Below are 16562 nucleotides of genomic sequence, written 5' to 3' on the forward strand. Positions count from 1 at the left end.
GTGCTGGCTTCGTTCCGCTCAGATGACGGCGAGGTCGCTCACATTGAAGAGACTGGTCATTGGTGTAGTCATGAACTTCACCGGCATGCGATGCGTACAATCGAACGCCTACTTGAATTCTAGGCAAAAAAAAGGCGCCCAATGGGCGCCAAATATCCACCTTTTACCAAAGGAGCACTTAAGCCACTCAAGGTGAATGCGTAATGCTCGTTTTACTAACAGGACCAGTCAATGGATAACTGGCCCAGTTAGCGAATTACAGAATCGAAAGCGGGTACTCGATGATTACACGAGTTTCATCCAGATCCGATTCGAAAGCAGTGGCACGCGTGGTTGCCTGGCGCAACCGGAAGGACAGATCTTTTGCCGGACCGGTTTGGACAACGTATTTGACTTCGACGTCACGCTCCCAACGCTTCTGATTGTCGAGCGGGTTGCCGTTGTCGTCGGTGCGCATGTAGAACTGGTTAGCGTTCGAGTAATCCGCGCCCGAGCCTCTGGCGTAGCGGGTCATGAACGTCAGGCCTGGAATGCCGTAGCTGGTGAAGTTCAGGTCATAGCGCAGCATCCAGGAACGCTCTTTCGGCGAGTTGAAGTCGCTGTACTGGATGGAGTTGTCGACGAAAATCGAGTCCGACTGACGCAGGTAGTCGAAATCGTCGTCGCCGTTGTTGCGCTGATGCGACAGGGCCAGGGTGTGGGCACCGTAACGCACACCGACCTTGGCACTCCAGATGTTGTTGTCGAATTCACCCAGGCGCTTCTTACCTTCATCTACGGCTTTGTAGTAGTTGAAGCCACCGATCAGCGCCAGATCGTCGCTCAGCGGGTAAACCACGCTTGTGCCGGCGTAGTACTGATTCCAGACGTCTTTCAGCTGGCTGGCGTAGACGCTCACAGTCCAGTTGTCGTTGATCGAGTAGTCACCGCCACCGTAACCGATCCATGGCGAGTTGACCGGGCCGCCGTAGAACGTCACGAAGTTGTCGTTCAGGTTGCTTGAGACCGGCTGGCTCATCGCATGCAGACGACCACCCTGGAGGGTAAGGCCCTGGATGCTGGTGTTCTCAACGGTCACACCGCGGAAACTCTCTGGCAGCAAGCGAGAGTCACCCGATGCGACGACCGGGGTCGATGGGAAAACATCACCCACTTTCACGATGGTATCGAACAAGCGGACTTTGGCTGCGCCGCCGACCTTGGTGTATTCGTCGCGAGCTTCACCCTTGTTATCAACGGGCAGCACGTCGAAGGAGCTACGGCCGCCGTTGCGCCCATCACCGGTGTCGAGCTTGAGGCCGATCATGGCAAAGGCATCAACGCCAAAGCCAACGGTACCTTGGGTAAACCCGGAGTTGAATTTGCTGATGATCGCGTGCGCCCAGGCTTCGGAGTAGCCGTTCGTATTGCCCTTGCCACTGTTGTAAGTGGGGGCGGTGCTGTCGCGGTTATCACGGTTGAAGTAGAAGTTACGGTTCAACACTGTAAGGCTGCTGCCTTCAATGAAGCCTTCTGGCTTGTCTTCAGCTTGTGCCGAAATAGCATAGCTTCCAGACAGCGCAGAAACTGCCGCCAAATACAGTGGTACTTTGATTTTCATCCGATGCTCCTTTGATTCACGGCAGTTTTTATTATGTTTACCGGTGCGGGTGTCGTTAGTTGTTCTGACCCGGCGGCGCGCCTAGCGTAGCGCGAGCTCATATTTGCAGGCCGAAGATAACGGGAGGGTGATAGGACAATTACAATTTCGTCATCTACCTGTTATTCGGCACCTTCGCACCGCGTGTTTGCCATCTCCGTTGCTTGTATCGAAATCATCGTGTCGGGTTGGGTTTCCCAGTATTTACGGGCATTACAGAGCTTTCTTACGAAATTGTAATTTTCTAGCCACTCCTCTGATAGCTACCGCTCATTAGAGTGCCATCACCTAATCAAGTGGGGCTTGGCAGCTGTTTCGGCGTTCTCGCCAAGCTTTATCGAAGTTTGTGCACGAGGACCATCAAAGTGCCCCGGTATAACCGCAATGTCTTACCCAAGACCCCCGTCTCGCCCTGGAAGATCGCTGCACTCTGTGCAGTCATCTCTGGATTGATGGCACCTGCAGCTCTTGCCCAAAGCATCAGCTTGCCCCAGGCGCTTTCGACGGCCATGGATGCCAACCCAGACCTGGCCGCAGCCAGGCAAGAAATTGGGATCGCTGATGGTGCTCGCAAGCAGGCCGGGCTTATCCCCAACCCCACAATCTCGTATGACGTGGAAGACACCCGTCGTAATACCAGCCAGACGACTGTCTCTCTCAGCCAGACCCTTGAGCTGGGCGGTAAGCGGGGGGCTCGTGTTGACGTCGCCACATACGGGCAGACCGCCGCACAGCTTGAGTTAGACCGTCGCGTTAACGGCCTGCGTGCAGACGTCGTCCAAGCCTTTTATGCCGCGTTGCGAGCCCAGACAGGTCTCGACCTGGCCAAGCAATCTCTCGAATTGACTGAACGCGGTCTTCGCATCGTCGATGGCCGTGTTCGCGCAGGTAAATCGTCCCCAGTGGAGGCGACCCGCGCTCAAGTGCAACTGGCCGAAGCCCAGCTGCAAGTTCGACGTGCCGAAACGGAAAAAGCGACCGCTTACCAACAGCTCGCTCAAATTACCGGGAGCTCAGTCACCGTGTTTGATCGACTCGAATCGCCAACCCTCTCCCCGGGTTTGCCGCCTCGCACTGAAGATCTGCTGGCAAAGCTCGATCAGACCGCAGAAATGCGCCAAGCCGTGGTGCAGATTGATAAAAGCGACGCCTCGCTCGGCTCAGAGAAAGCCCAGCGCATTCCAAACCTTACTGTCAGCGTAGGTAGCCAGTACGACCGCTCTGTGCGCGAGCGGGTCAACACTGTGGGCCTGTCCATGCCGTTGCCGCTGTTCGATCGTAACCAAGGCAACATTCTTTCCGCTTCTCGTCGTGCAGATCAGGCCCGAGACCAGCGCAATGCTGTGGAGCTGCGTCTGCGCACCGAAACCCAAACCGCGTTGAACCAGTGGTCCACCGCCATGCAGGAGGTCGAGTCCTACGACAAGACCATTCTGCCATCAGCCCAACAAGCCGTAGAGACCGCAACCCGCGGCTTCGAGATGGGCAAATTTGGCTTCATCGAAGTGCTGGATGCCCAGCGCACCTTGATCGTCGCTCGTGGCCAATACCTCGAATCGTTGGCAGCGGCGACCAATGCGCGTGCGCAGGTGGAAAGGGTTTATGGCGAAGTCGGCTCAACTGCCGGCGCTCGCTGAACGGGCCAAACATTTTCTTCGGCACCCAGCCTTGAACAAGCCGGTGCCTACGATCAGCAGGAGTAGCAATGGATAACAAACGCAAGATCGCCCTCGCGGTAGCCGCTGTGGCAGCCCTCGGATTTGGCAGCCTTGCCTGGAACAACAGTTCCGGGCAACAGGCCGCCAGCACCGCCGAGCACGGCGCTAACGACGGTCATGGCGACGAAAAGAAAGCCGCATCTGCCGCTAAAGAGAAGGGGGATGAGGGTCATGGAGAAGAAGGTCATAGCGAAGAGGGCGGTGAAGAGGAGGGCAAGCTGACGCTCAGCGCTGAACAGATCAAGGCCGCCGGTGTTGCCCTGGAAGCTGCAGCGCCTCGTGACCTCGGTACCGTTGTGAGCTTCCCGGGCGAAATTCGCTTCGACGAAGATCGTACTGCCCATGTGGTTCCTCGTGTTCCTGGCGTTGTTGAGGCTGTCCAGGCCAACCTGGGCGAGACGGTCAAGAAAGGGCAAGTCCTCGCGGTAATCGCCAGCCAGCAGATCTCTGACCTGCGCAGCGAACAACAGGCCGCACAGCGTCGCGTCGAACTGGCGCGTGTGACCTTCGAGCGTGAGAAGCAACTGTGGCAGGACAAGATCTCTGCAGAGCAAGACTACCTCCAAGCACGCCAAGCTCTGCAAGAGGCGGATATCTCCTTGGCCAACGCCAAGCAGAAGGTCGGCGCAATCGGTGCCTCAGTTAACTCCGTTGGCGGTAATCGTTACGAGCTCCGCGCTCCCTTCGACGCCGTGGTAGTGGAGAAACACCTGACCGTTGGCGAAGTCGTCAGCGAGGCGACCAACGCCTTCATCCTTTCCGACCTGAATCAGGTCTGGGCAACCTTCGCAGTTCCGCCGACAGATCTGGGCAAGGTCACGACTGGCCGTGCAGTGAAAGTCTCTTCGCCTGACATGAACGTCCAGGTCGAAGGGAAGGTGGGTTATGTCGGCAGCCTGCTGGGCGAGCAAAACCGTGCAGCCACTGTGCGCGTCACCTTGACCAACCCTAACGGCGCCTGGCGTCCAGGCCTGTTCGTAAACATTGCGGTCACCTCCCAGACTGATCGAGTTGCCGTAGCGGTCCCTGAGCACGCCGTGCAGACCGTTGAAGACAAGCCCTCGGTATTCGTACGCACCCCAGAAGGTTTTGACACCCGCCCAGTAAAACTGGGTCGCCGCGACAATGGGTACGTGGAAATCATCGACGGTATTGAAGCCGGCGCCCAGGTAGCAACCAGTGGCAGCTTCACACTCAAGTCCGAGCTCGGCAAAGCTTCTGCCGAACACGGTCACTGATGCGAACTGACAGGATGATTTCTCATGTTTGAACGTATCATCAGATTCGCCATCGAGCAGCGCATCGTAGTAATGATCGCTGTTCTGATCATGGCGGGTATCGGTATCTACAGCTATCAAAAGCTGCCCATCGATGCGGTACCCGATATCACCAACGTCCAGGTACAGATCAACACTGCAGCGCCTGGTTATTCGCCCTTGGAAACCGAACAACGGATCACGTTTCCAGTTGAAACGGCCATGGCCGGTCTCCCGGGCCTTCAGCAGACCCGTTCCCTGTCTCGCTCTGGCCTGTCTCAGGTCACCGTGATCTTCAAGGATGGCACTGACATCTTCTTTGCCCGCCAGTTGATCAACGAGCGGCTACAGGTTGCGAAGGAACAGCTGCCAGAAGGTGTAGAGGCCGTCATGGGTCCGGTATCTACCGGCCTCGGCGAGATCTTCCTGTGGACTGTTGAAGCCGAAGATGGCGCGGTCAAAGAGGACGGTACGCCGTACACCCCGACCGACCTGCGCGTGATCCAGGACTGGATCATCAAGCCTCAGCTGCGCAATGTCCCGGGTGTGGCCGAGATCAATACCATCGGCGGTTATGCCAAGCAGTTCCTGGTTGCGCCGGATCCAAAGCGCCTGGCTACCTACAAGCTGACACTCAATGACCTGGTCGCAGCGTTGGAAAGTAACAACGCCAACGTCGGCGCCGGCTACATCGAGCGTAATGGTGAGCAGTTGCTCATCCGTGCGCCGGGCCAGGTAGGCAACATCGAAGACATCGCCAACATCGTGATCACCAGTGTGGACGGTGCACCGATTCGCATCAGCAGCGTTGCTGATGTCAGCATCGGTAAAGAGCTCCGTACAGGCGCTGCTACTGAGAACGGCCGCGAAGTCGTGCTCGGTACCGTGTTCATGCTGATTGGTGAAAACAGCCGTACCGTATCTCAAGCTGTCGCCGCCAAACTGGCGGACATCAACCGCACCCTGCCAAAGGGCGTGGTGGCCGTGACCGTTTATGACCGTACCAACCTGGTTGAAAAAGCCATCGCGACGGTGAAGAAGAACCTAGTAGAAGGCGCGGTTCTGGTAATCGCCATTCTGTTCCTGTTCCTCGGCAACATTCGTGCGGCTCTGATCACCGCGATGGTGATTCCGCTGTCCATGCTGTTCACCTTCACAGGCATGTTCAACAACAAGGTCAGTGCCAACTTAATGAGTTTGGGGGCACTCGACTTCGGCATCATCGTCGACGGTGCCGTGGTTATTGTAGAAAACGCGATCCGTCGACTGGCTCATGCGCAGCATAAGCATGGCCGCATGCTCACCAAAACCGAACGCTTCCACGAGGTCTTTGCTGCGGCGCGAGAAGCTCGCCGGCCGCTGATCTTCGGTCAGCTGATCATCATGGTGGTGTACCTGCCGATCTTCGCCCTCACCGGCGTCGAAGGCAAAATGTTCCACCCGATGGCCTTTACCGTTGTGATGGCGCTGCTGGGTGCAATGGTCCTGTCCGTTACCTTTGTTCCTGCAGCTATTGCCATGTTCGTCACTGGCAAGGTGAAGGAAGAGGAAGGCGTGGTCATGCGCACAGCTCGACTGCGCTATGAGCCGGTTCTTCAATGGGTGCTGGGACACCGGAACATCGCTTTCTCGGCCGCAATAGCCTTGGTCGTGCTGAGCGGTGTACTGGCAAGTCGTATGGGTAGCGAGTTCATCCCAAGCCTCAGTGAGGGCGACTTTGCGCTTCAGGCCATGCGTGTGCCTGGAACGAGCCTCACTCAGTCCGTCGAGATGCAGCAGCGTCTGGAGAAAACGGTAATAGCGCAGGTGCCTGAAGTTGAACGGATGTTCGCACGCTCGGGTACTGCTGAAATTGCATCTGACCCGATGCCGCCGAACGCCTCCGACGCCTACATCATGCTCAAGCCTCAGGATCAGTGGCCTAACCCCAAGAAGCCACGCGATGAGCTGATTGCTGAGGTGCAGAAGGCCGCTGCGGGAGTTCCAGGAAGCAACTATGAGCTTTCGCAGCCAATCCAGCTGCGTTTCAACGAGCTGATTTCGGGCGTACGTAGTGACGTTGCTGTGAAGGTCTTCGGCGATGACATGGACGTGCTTAACAACACGGCCAACAAGATCGCTGCAGCGCTCAAAGCGGTACCGGGCTCGTCGGAAGTGAAAGTTGAACAGACATCCGGCCTGCCGGTGCTGACTATCAACATCGACCGCGAAAAAGCAGCACGCTACGGCCTGAATATCGCGGATGTTCAGAACTCGATCGCTATCGCCGTGGGTGGCCGCCAAGCCGGCACGCTGTATGAGGGCGACCGCCGATTTGACATGGTTGTGCGCCTGCCAGAGACCGTCCGCACCGACGTAGCGGGTATGTCCAGCTTGCTCATCCCGGTACCTGCCAATGCGGCTCAGGGTGCCAATCAGATCGGCTTCATCCCGCTGTCCCAGGTCGCTAATCTGGACCTGCAACTGGGCCCGAACCAAATCAGCCGCGAAAACGGCAAACGTCTGGTCATCGTTAGTGCCAACGTTCGAGGCCGCGACCTGGGGTCCTTCGTCCAGGAGGCGACCGCTTCGCTGGATAAGAAGGTGCAAATCCCTGCGGGCTACTGGACGACCTGGGGTGGCCAGTTCGAGCAGCTGCAATCGGCAGCCAAACGCCTGCAGATCGTTGTTCCAGTCGCCTTGCTGCTGGTCATGACCTTGTTGTTCCTGATGTTCAACAACCTGAAGGACGGCATGCTGGTCTTCACCGGTATTCCATTCGCACTCACCGGTGGTGTCGTCGCGCTCTGGCTGCGGGATATCCCACTGTCGATCTCGGCAGGTGTTGGCTTCATCGCATTGTCCGGTGTTGCAGTACTGAACGGCCTGGTGATGATTGCCTTCATCCGCGGGCTAAGGGAGGAGGGACGAACGCTCAGGCAGGCAGTCGATGAAGGCGCATTGACCCGTCTGCGGCCTGTTCTGATGACAGCCTTGGTAGCGTCCCTGGGCTTCATCCCGATGGCTTTGGCTACCGGTACCGGTGCAGAAGTTCAGCGGCCACTGGCAACGGTGGTGATTGGCGGGATCCTGTCCTCCACCGCACTGACCTTGCTGGTATTGCCTGCCCTGTATCACTGGGCACACCGCAAGGATGAAGACGGCGACGAGGCCGAAGTGGTTAGCTAACAGCCTCCGCTAAAGAGAAGTCCACAACACGTGTTGTGGGCTTTTTTGTTTAAAGTGAAGTAGATGCACTTACCTTTCAAAATTGTAAGTTTCTCGTCATGCCGGTGATGCCTATGCATTGCTAAGGTTACGCCCGAGAAGTTTTGAATTTGAGAGGGTTTTATGAAAAAGCTAATTATCGCTGCTGCACTTGTTGTTTTTTCGGTGGCTTCACAGGCGAACACTTTTTCCGAAAGCAAGCAGCTGCAATACACCAAGGAACACCAGGCCGCAGTGGCCAAATACGCGGAGAAAAATGGCAAGCCAATGCCAGAGATTCAGGATTACAAATATGGCATGAAGATCGACGTTGCTAAGTTCGTACGTCAGTCGCAGGACCCCCGTACCTGCCAGGTCTACCCGCGGTTGATGACCTTTGAGGACTCCCAGGGCACGCTCAAGACTGTTCGTTACTCGATGTATTCGCAATGCATCAACAACAAGTAGTAAATGATTTGAACAGTACAATTAGAGATTTCGTAAATGCCAGGCAGTGCCTGGCATTTTTTATTACGCCCGTTGCCTCCATAGGTTCAAAATTTTAGCGCCTGGGCCGGGCAAACCGTGCAATAGATCTTAGCCAACCAACAGAGACGGCTCCCCAACTGCAGAGGGCAATTGGAAGCCTTGACCCCAGAAGGGACGAGTTATGAAGAGTTTGCTTGAACGCCCTGATGACCAAGCTGGGCATGAAGGTCATAGCCATGAGCATGGCGGCATTTTTGGCATGAACACCGAGCTGATTTTCGCGCTGATCTGTGGTGCTCTCCTGGGTGCCGGAGCCCTCGCAGGAAAACTTGGGCTGACCGATCGACTGCCCCTAATTCTGTACGTGTCGGCCTACGTGTTCGGCGGATGGTTCACCACTAAGGAAGCGATCAGCAACATCCGCCAGAAACGCTTCGAGATCGACTCGCTGATGCTTCTCGCCGCAGCCGGTGCCGCAAGCATTGGCGCCTGGGCAGAGGGAGCTCTGCTGCTGTTCCTGTTCAGTCTGGGACATTCCCTTGAAAGCTACGCGATGGGGCGGGCCAAGAAAGCGATTGAGGCACTGTCCAAGCTCGCACCAGCCACCGCGATCGTACGCAGAGCAAATGGCACGGTGGAAATGCCCGTGGAGCTGCTGGTTCCCGGTGACGTTGTCATCGTGCGGCCCAATGATCGCCTGCCGGCCGATGGTTTTGTAGTCGTAGGCTCCTCAAGCATCAACCAGGCGCCAGTGACGGGTGAGAGCGTCCCCGTGGACAAGCAGCCTGTCGCTGATGCCGAACTCGCACGCAGCAAACCAGATGCCGTGGAGGCTACCTCGAAAGTCTTCGCCGGTACTATCAATGGCGAAACGCTCATCGAGGTTGAGGTAACACGGCGCTCCACGGAAAGTACCTTGGCGCGGGTCATCAAGATGGTCAGTGAAGCCGAAGTGAGGAAGTCACCGACCCAGCGATTCACGGACCGATTCCAACGCATATTCGTCCCGTTGGTTTTGCTGCTGGTAGTCGGGCTGCTATTTGCCGGCATTTTCCTTGACGAGCCGTTTCGTGACTCGTTCTACCGGGCGATGGCCGTACTGGTTGCAGCCAGCCCCTGCGCGCTCGCGATCGCTACACCAAGCGCCATTCTCTCTGGCATCGCCAGGGCAGCCCGAGGTGGCGTGCTGATCAAGGGCGGTGCGCCACTTGAAGAGCTTGGCTCCTTGAATGCCATGGCATTCGACAAGACCGGTACCCTGACCGAAGGGCGCCCACGTATTACCGATGTAATACCCATAGGCGGCACGCAGATCGAGGATCTGCTAAACGTCGCCATCGCTGTGGAGTCGATGAGCGACCACCCGCTGGCTGCGGCAATTGTGCGTGACGGTGAAGAGATGATTGGCACACGGCGCCGATTCCAAGCCATGAACATGAGCAACATGATTGGCCGCGGCGTGCGTGCTGAGCTTGATGGGCAGTTCGTATGGATTGGCAAGGTCGAGATGTTCGGTACCAATGGTATTCCCGCACTCAGCAAGGCAGCCCTGGAGGCTGCGGAGCGTCTACGTCAGTCGGGCCGCACAACCATGGTGGTACGTCGTGCTGACAAGGATCTGGGCGCTATCGGGCTGTTGGACACACCCCGTGAGGGGGCCAAACAGGCACTCCAGACGCTTAGAGAGATGGGCATCGACCGCATGGTCATGATTTCTGGAGACCACAACCGTGTTGCAGAGGCTGTAGCCAAACAAGTTGGCTTAGATGAGGCGTGGGGAGACCTGATGCCGGAGGACAAGGTCAAGGCCATCAAGAACCTGCGCCTTAGCGCCAAGGTGGCCATGGTGGGTGACGGCGTGAATGATGCCCCTGCGATGGCCAATTCGAGCGTTGGCATCGCAATGGGGGCTGCCGGATCTGATGTCGCCCTGGAAACGGCTGATATCGCGCTCATGGCTGACGACATCAGGCAACTCCCTTTTGCGGTGGGGCTGAGCCGTCACACGCGGTCGATCATCCGCCAGAACCTGTTCGTCAGCTTGGGGATTGTGGCCATCCTGGTTCCGTCAACCATCATGGGCTTGAGCATTGGTGCCGCTGTTGCGATCCATGAGGGCTCCACACTGTTGGTGGTCTTCAACGCCTTGCGCCTGTTGGCCTACCGCAAAGACGCGTGATCACTCATTTGATTGGGCCAAAAAAAATCGGGGGCGCAAAAGGCGCCCCCGATTTTTTCGTCCGCTAGTGAGTGATCAGAAGACGTATTGCAGGCGGGTCACGATGGCATTGCCGCTGTCGTCGCCCACAGTGTTCTCGTTATTGTCGGTGCGCACGTTGATGTAGTTGGCACTGAGTTTTACTGCCTCGTTGACGTACCAGTTCACACCAACAGTGTGGCTCTTAGCCTTGCGCTCGTTCGACTGGTCCGCCGCGGTGACCAGGTTGCCGTCTTCGACCTTAATGTCGTCAAAGCGGTAGAAGACTTCCCAGGCACCCAGTTCCTTGTTCTCTGGTTTGATAGTGTCGAACTTGGCACCATCGAGCTTGTAGATACGCGGCTCGCCGGTCAGGGTGTAAGCCATCTGGGCGTAGTAACCGGAGGCCTTCATGTCGTTGTTGGCCTGGTCAGCTTTCAGCTTGCGGCGAAGGTATTCCGCTTGCACCGAGAACGGGCCGGTGGCCCAGGCACCTTCGAGACCCCAGACCGAATCGTCCTTCCACAGGCCCTCTTGTGCGGCGGCACCGCCAAACAGCATGCGGTTGCCGTTGGTGCCGGCATCGCCGCCGCCATTGGTATCTACACCGCGAACGCCCAGACGCGAACGAATCCGGGTATCGACCGCACTGTTTTTGAGGTCGCGGTAGGCGTACTGAGCACCGACGTGCAGGACGTTGCCATCACTGTGCAGCGGTGCGAACACGCCACGTACGTTGTAGCGCTTGGTGCTGTCGCCATCCGAGTTGTTGTTGGTTTCGCTGAAAACGCTACCGGATACATAGGCCATGTCGGCGATGGTGCTGGTGGCCTGCACACCCATACCGGCGTTGTCGTTGATCCACTCTGCCAGATCATAGGAGAGATTTCGCTCCATCCCGGTGATCCACTTCGAGCTGGTAGCTTTCTCTAAACCGAAGTCGGTGTAGAAGCGGCCAAAGCGCAGTTGAACCGGCTTGAAACCGGTGTAGGTCAGGCTGGCTTCGTCGAAGTAGCCGTCGGAGTCGTTGCCCGTGTTGCGGGAAAGGTCGTAGTTGAGCTGATACTTCCAGTCGCGGTACAGCACGCCCCCGAGCTCAAGGTAGGCGCGACGGAAGTAGCCGGCGTCAGCGGTATCGCCATTCTTGGTGAAGACACCATCGAACCGGCCGTAATCGGCCTGAACTCGGCCGCCCAGTTTGAAACTGAATTCCTTGTCAGAAGTCGATACTTCAAGACCGCCCTTGGTCTTCAGAACGATGTCAGCTCCGTCAGTGGTTACTGTTCCGGAGAATGCTTGCGAGGAAAATGTGCCTATTATTGCGGCAGCCAACAGCTTTTCCCGCATGTTCGAAGAACGGATCATTGCTTGCCTCTCGTATGTTAAGTGCTTAGGTACCGACGTTGTGTTTCGCCCTGCGCCGGCCTAAATTGATCTTGCAGATGGGAGCAGGCCACGGTTGTCACCTGCTGTAACAAGATGCCTTTGTTCTAAGCACTCTGACTAGATTGCAAGCGAATATGACAGTTGTGTTTCTGAAGTGTTAACGGGAGAGTTTCAAACCTAACAAAACTGTTACCGAACAAGCCAGTCCTTCTTATCAAAGAAGCTCTTCTTGATCAATCTTCGAATTTCCAAAACCTGCGGATTACGTATCAGTTTCGATTTGATAACAAGATAGACATCTTTCTCCTCCAGGTCGTCCAAGAAACCCGGCACGGGTAGGATATTTCTCTCCAATTTTCGGCTGTAGTCGGGCAGCACTCCAATACACGCACCACCAACGACAAGGCCTCGTGATAGGTTGTAGCTCTTGACCCGAGTGGTACCGCCCTGATGCTCAGCCATTATCGATGCCCACTTTCGTGAGCCCGCCAAGATCTCTTCATCCCAAGGGACAACGAGCATAAAGTTGTGCAAGTCCAAGCTCTCTACTGGAAGGGTGACGCTCCTTGAGTAGCGGCTGGAAATGAACAGCGCGTGCCCAATCCGGCCGAGCCGTTCAAACCTATACGTAGGATGGCGATCAAACGCGCACTCATCATCTGGGCTCACGAAAGCGATACCCACATCGACTTCACACTCAGAAAGCATCTGCGCTGTGCACTCTGAATGGATTTCCAGCTGCATTTCGGCATGATCGCGCACGTAGGCGACTAGATCGCGGTTCACGATGTCGCTCAGTACTGGCTCTGTGATCGCGATGGTAAGCCTCGGGACCTCCTTTTCACCGGACTTTCCCAGGCCTTCAGGGCCGAAGAGTTGGCACAGGTACTGGCTGACCCTCTCGCCTGTCCGGGTCAGAGCAAGTTTGTTGTGCTTGTAGACAAACACGGGAGCACCAATGTGCTCTTCCAGTTTCTCCAAGCGTTTGCGAAGGCCTACCACTGGCACATTGAGCCCTCGGGCCGCCTGTTTGAAACTGGCACAACGTGCTGTTGCGAAAAACTCTACGGCCAGCTGATCATCAATTGGCAGATCATCCAATATGTCAGGACTGTAAGGAACAACGCTGCTTGTATATGTTTCATTTTGTGTAACCATTCGATCCCCCTTCATTCGGGGAATCTAGCTCAATGTCGTCTGACATTTCCTTATCTTGACAACATTGTAATGCACAGGTCATGCGTGCGTTATTGGCAGGCCTTTATTTCAAAAGCGTAATCCTCAGGCAATCCCTTTGATATTGTAGCGTGCTAGCCTAGCGCGCCAACTCATTACTTATCATATATAGATTCGGCTAATTACGCATTTACATTTAGTTCACTATTTTTTCACCTTTGCCTCCATAGGCTTTGGGCATGGAAAATCAAAACCCACCTCTTATTACCTTACTAATTCGTTATCTGGGGATCGGCTTCATAGCAACGGGAATCCATTACGTGGTGTTCCTAGTGCTGGTTACGACAGAATTCGCTACTCCGTTGCTGGCCAGTATCTGTGGCGGCATGGTTGGCGCAATCGCAAGCTTTATTGGAAATAGGGCGCTCTGTTTTGTGGCAGATGGCTCTCGTAAGTTTCAGCCTGTCAGGTTTGCACTGGTCGCGTTAGCCACAAACTTCGGCAATGGCGTGGGTATGTGGTTCCTCATCAAGTCGAATCTGTCACCGCTTATCTCCCAAGTCCTAGTGACCTTAAGCCTCAGTGCACTTGGATTCATTGCACATCGTTTTTGGACATTCAATCATGCAGACATTACATCGCTTTCCAGAGCGCCCTGATCCCTTGTTAACCATCGTGGTCCCTTGCTTCCAGGAAGAGGAAACCATCCCCGAGTTCCACCAGCGAATCACCCGCGTGGTTAAGCGCTTACCCGTCTCCTGCGAAATCCTCTATGTCGACGACGGCAGTAGTGACCGGACAGCCGACATTCTTCGCCACTATCAGGATGGGTCATCTGTACGTTGCCTGTCCCTAAGTCGCAACTTCGGCAAAGAGGCTGCACTGAGTGCCGGGATAGATCATGCCCGTGGCAGTGCGCTGATTTTCATTGATGTCGACCTGCAGGATCCACCAGAGCTCATCGCGGCCATGGTGGACTACTGGCAACGCGGCTACGACGTAGTGAACATGCAGCGCAACTTGAGAATCGGTGATTCGTGGTTCAAGCGCATGAGTGCCCGGGCTTACTACTGGGTCATGCAGCGCCTGGTGGAGAAGGTGGACATGCCGGCCGATGTCAGCGATTTCCGATTGATTGGGCCTGCGCCGCTGGCAGCACTGCGGGCGCTGGACGAACGCTCCAGGATTCTCAAAGGCATGATCGGCTGGGTAGGCTTTCGTACCATCGAACTGCCCTACAATCGCACTGTTCGCCATGCCGGGAGCACCAAGTGGAATGCATCTGGTCTGTTCAATCTGGCCATCGAGAGCATCGTCAGCTTCTCTCGCAAACCGCTGCGCATTTTCAGCCTCATCAGTTTCGGACTATTCGTCTCCAGCATCTGCTACATGCTTGCGTCGCTTGTGGCAGGCAGTTTCGACATCCATCACCTGATCGTCGGAATGGCTTCATTCATGTGCGTCGGTGTCGCCATGGTGGGGGAGTACCTAGGCGTGACACTCGCGGAAGTGAAGCGCCGGCCTCTCTATTTCCTGAAGCACAGCAACAAGGTAGATCCCGTGTCACTCCACCCTTCGATGGCTTCGATCGAGGGTAAGAAATGCTGAACCTGAAGAACGAGAGGACGCTGTGGTGGATCCTGGGTTCGATTTTGCTATTGCGTTTGGTGGGGCTGGGCATCTACCCGCTGATGGACACATCTGAGGCCCGCTACGCTGAAATGGCTCGCAAGATGGTCGAGTTGAATGACTGGATCACGCCCATGTTCGACTACGGGGTACCGTTCTGGGGCAAGCCTCCGTTGTCCTTCTGGACCCAGGCCGCGAGCATGACGGTCTTCGGCGTTAACGAGTTCGCTGCGCGTTTCCCAGCGTGGCTACTACACCTGGCAAGCTGTTTCATCATCATCAAAGTCGGTACGCAGCAGATTTCTCGTAACGCCGGCATCTGGGCTGCCATTATTTTTTCCAGCACCACACTTGGCCTGGTCTCCAGCGGTGTTGTGCTGACTGACCCTGTTTTGTCGTTCTCGATTCTGCTGGCCAGCTACGGTTTCTGGCGTTGGATGAAGTGCGCCAGCAAGGCGGATGCCTACTTGATGTTCGCAGGTCTCGGGCTGGGCTTGCTTGCCAAAGGGCCGCTGACCCTTGTGCTTATGGGGGCGCCGGCATTCGCCTGGTTCGTTATCTACAAGGAATGGGGACGGGTACTGAGGCTTCCCTGGATTAGCGGCCTTGTACTCATGTTCGGTATATCCGTGCCGTGGTATGTCGCAGCCGAGATGAAAACGCCCGGCTTCATGGAGTACTTCTTCGTTGGTGAGCACTGGAGCCGCTACGTCGTCAGTAACTGGGCGGGCGACCTATACGGCAGTGCTCATGCCAAGCCATATGGCACCATTTGGATCCAGCTCGGACTGTCGCTACTGCCATGGGCCTTGTTCCTACCACTGTTGATCCGCAAGCGTGGATCGATGCAGCGCTTCGAAGCCTACCTCTGGCTGTGGGCATTGGCGACACCGGTCTTCTTCACATTTGCAGGCAACATTCTGTGGACCTACCTGCTACCCGCGCTGCCAGCGTGGGCATTGCTGCTGTCTGCACGGGTCAGCGAAGTTGGCCCGAAGACCACTTGGGCTGCCGCTGCGAGCGCATTGGTGTTGCCGATCATCGGTGCGGGCATCATCTACGCCGGGGTACTAGAGGAGCGACCTCAGAATCAGCGAGATGTGGTTCAAGCCTGGCTCAATGTGCAGTCTGTTCATTCCGCTCCCCTGATATATCCTGGCCGCCGCTCATACTCGTCGGAGTTTTACAGCAGCGGGAAGTCCGAGAACATCAAGGATCCTGCCAAGTGGCCGCGGGATGGCTCGTTCTATCTGTCCAGGCGCTTGCGAGACAGCAAGGATGGTCTGCCCGCTGATCTAGCTTGCACATCGATCACTGAAGCGAACGCCAGCCAGCTCCTGCTGTGCCATTGGAAACGCACCGCACAAGGTGCCGAGGGTCTGGCCGGAGAAAGCAATGCGGAAACGCCTCGCAAGAACGAAGGCTAAATTCCAAGCACAAAAAAGCCAGGTTTTACCCTGGCTTTTTTGTCGATTTCTTTCGTCATTTGAAGTCCTATTTAACCGCCGATTAATTGTCGGCTTGTTCCTTACCATCCTTGCTTTCTTTCTTTTGCTCTTGAGCGACTTGTTGTTTGTTCTGGTCCGAAGAGTCATCGCTCCATAGGCGAGCCTGTTCGGTTCGGAAGTTCTCGTTGAACTGTTTCGCTCGCTCGAAGCCGCCTTCAGCGTAAGCGGTACCCATGAGACCCAGCAGCAGGCTGCCAATAGCGATAGATTTGACAAATTTCATTGTGAACCTCGGTTCATACTAGGCCAACCTGATTAGCGGCCTTTGTTGGTTTGTAGTTTAGGAACGCAAAGCTAACGACAAGGTGAGTCAATAATTACAATTCCGTAATTTTGGCTGCAGATAGGATGCGTTAAATCTTCAAATCTGGAAGGATC

General features: G+C 55.9%; 12 protein-coding genes. 8 read left to right on the forward strand and 4 right to left on the reverse strand.

What is annotated here, in order from left to right; translation table 11 throughout:
• Nucleotides 1-256: 256 nt before the first annotated feature.
• Complete coding sequence (locus tag QSV36_RS00865) at nucleotides 257-1600, reverse strand: OprD family porin (RefSeq protein ID WP_003253422.1); 1344 nt, start codon at nucleotides 1598-1600, stop codon at nucleotides 257-259.
• Nucleotides 1601-2004: 404 nt separating this feature from the next.
• On the opposite strand from QSV36_RS00865, the gene QSV36_RS00870 reads away from it, so the two are divergent.
• The 5 genes from QSV36_RS00870 (at nucleotide 2005) to QSV36_RS00890 (ending at nucleotide 10467) form a co-directional block, all read left to right on the forward strand.
• Nucleotides 2005-3276 carry a TolC family protein gene (locus tag QSV36_RS00870; protein ID WP_133164861.1) on the forward strand — a complete coding sequence of 424 codons (1272 nt, stop codon included), beginning with the start codon at nucleotides 2005-2007 and terminating at the stop codon, nucleotides 3274-3276.
• 68 nt (nucleotides 3277-3344) lie between these two features.
• The gene (locus QSV36_RS00875) at nucleotides 3345-4595 is read left to right on the forward strand and encodes an efflux RND transporter periplasmic adaptor subunit (protein WP_104833687.1); all 1251 of its coding nucleotides are present in this window, start codon (nucleotides 3345-3347) and stop codon (nucleotides 4593-4595) included.
• Nucleotides 4596-4619: 24 nt separating this feature from the next.
• Nucleotides 4620-7781 carry a CusA/CzcA family heavy metal efflux RND transporter gene (locus QSV36_RS00880; protein ID WP_104833688.1) on the forward strand — a complete coding sequence of 1054 codons (3162 nt, stop codon included), beginning with the start codon at nucleotides 4620-4622 and terminating at the stop codon, nucleotides 7779-7781.
• A gap of 162 nt (nucleotides 7782-7943) precedes the next feature.
• Nucleotides 7944-8267, forward strand: a complete 324-nt coding sequence (locus tag QSV36_RS00885) for a DUF2790 domain-containing protein (RefSeq protein WP_104833689.1) — start codon at nucleotides 7944-7946, stop codon at nucleotides 8265-8267.
• 202 nt (nucleotides 8268-8469) lie between these two features.
• Nucleotides 8470-10467 (forward strand): heavy metal translocating P-type ATPase, encoded by a 1998-nt coding sequence (locus QSV36_RS00890; RefSeq protein WP_104833690.1) that lies wholly within the window; start codon nucleotides 8470-8472, stop codon nucleotides 10465-10467.
• Nucleotides 10468-10542: 75 nt separating this feature from the next.
• Here the strand turns inward: QSV36_RS00890 and QSV36_RS00895 are convergent, their stop codons facing one another.
• Both QSV36_RS00895 and QSV36_RS00900 read right to left on the reverse strand, forming a co-directional pair.
• Entirely contained in the window at nucleotides 10543-11850 is a 1308-nt protein-coding gene (locus tag QSV36_RS00895; RefSeq protein ID WP_104833691.1) for an OprO/OprP family phosphate-selective porin, read from the reverse strand.
• A 210-nt stretch (nucleotides 11851-12060) separates the two neighbouring features.
• Nucleotides 12061-13029, reverse strand: a complete 969-nt coding sequence (locus tag QSV36_RS00900) for a LysR substrate-binding domain-containing protein (protein WP_104835401.1) — start codon at nucleotides 13027-13029, stop codon at nucleotides 12061-12063.
• Nucleotides 13030-13286: 257 nt separating this feature from the next.
• On the opposite strand from QSV36_RS00900, the gene QSV36_RS00905 reads away from it, so the two are divergent.
• Genes QSV36_RS00905 through QSV36_RS00915 form a run of 3 tightly spaced genes read left to right on the forward strand, consistent with a single transcriptional unit; the run spans nucleotide 13287 to nucleotide 16103 of the window.
• Nucleotides 13287-13706 carry a GtrA family protein gene (locus tag QSV36_RS00905; protein WP_104833692.1) on the forward strand — a complete coding sequence of 140 codons (420 nt, stop codon included), beginning with the start codon at nucleotides 13287-13289 and terminating at the stop codon, nucleotides 13704-13706.
• The gene (locus QSV36_RS00910) at nucleotides 13672-14655 is read left to right on the forward strand and encodes a glycosyltransferase family 2 protein (RefSeq protein ID WP_033726583.1); all 984 of its coding nucleotides are present in this window, start codon (nucleotides 13672-13674) and stop codon (nucleotides 14653-14655) included. Before QSV36_RS00905 ends, QSV36_RS00910 begins: the two co-directional genes overlap by 35 nt.
• Nucleotides 14649-16103, forward strand: a complete 1455-nt coding sequence (locus QSV36_RS00915; RefSeq protein WP_289129041.1) for an ArnT family glycosyltransferase — start codon at nucleotides 14649-14651, stop codon at nucleotides 16101-16103. The genes QSV36_RS00910 and QSV36_RS00915 overlap by 7 nt, the downstream gene beginning before the upstream one ends.
• Nucleotides 16104-16185: 82 nt before the next feature.
• Here QSV36_RS00915 and QSV36_RS00920 read toward each other — a convergent pair whose 3' ends face one another.
• Entirely contained in the window at nucleotides 16186-16407 is a 222-nt protein-coding gene (locus tag QSV36_RS00920) for a hypothetical protein (protein WP_003253450.1), read from the reverse strand.
• Nucleotides 16408-16562: the final 155 nt, after the last annotated feature.

Origin of the sequence: Pseudomonas sp. BCRC 81390 (assembly GCF_030341915.1) — a bacterium.
Lineage (GTDB): Bacteria > Pseudomonadota > Gammaproteobacteria > Pseudomonadales > Pseudomonadaceae > Aquipseudomonas.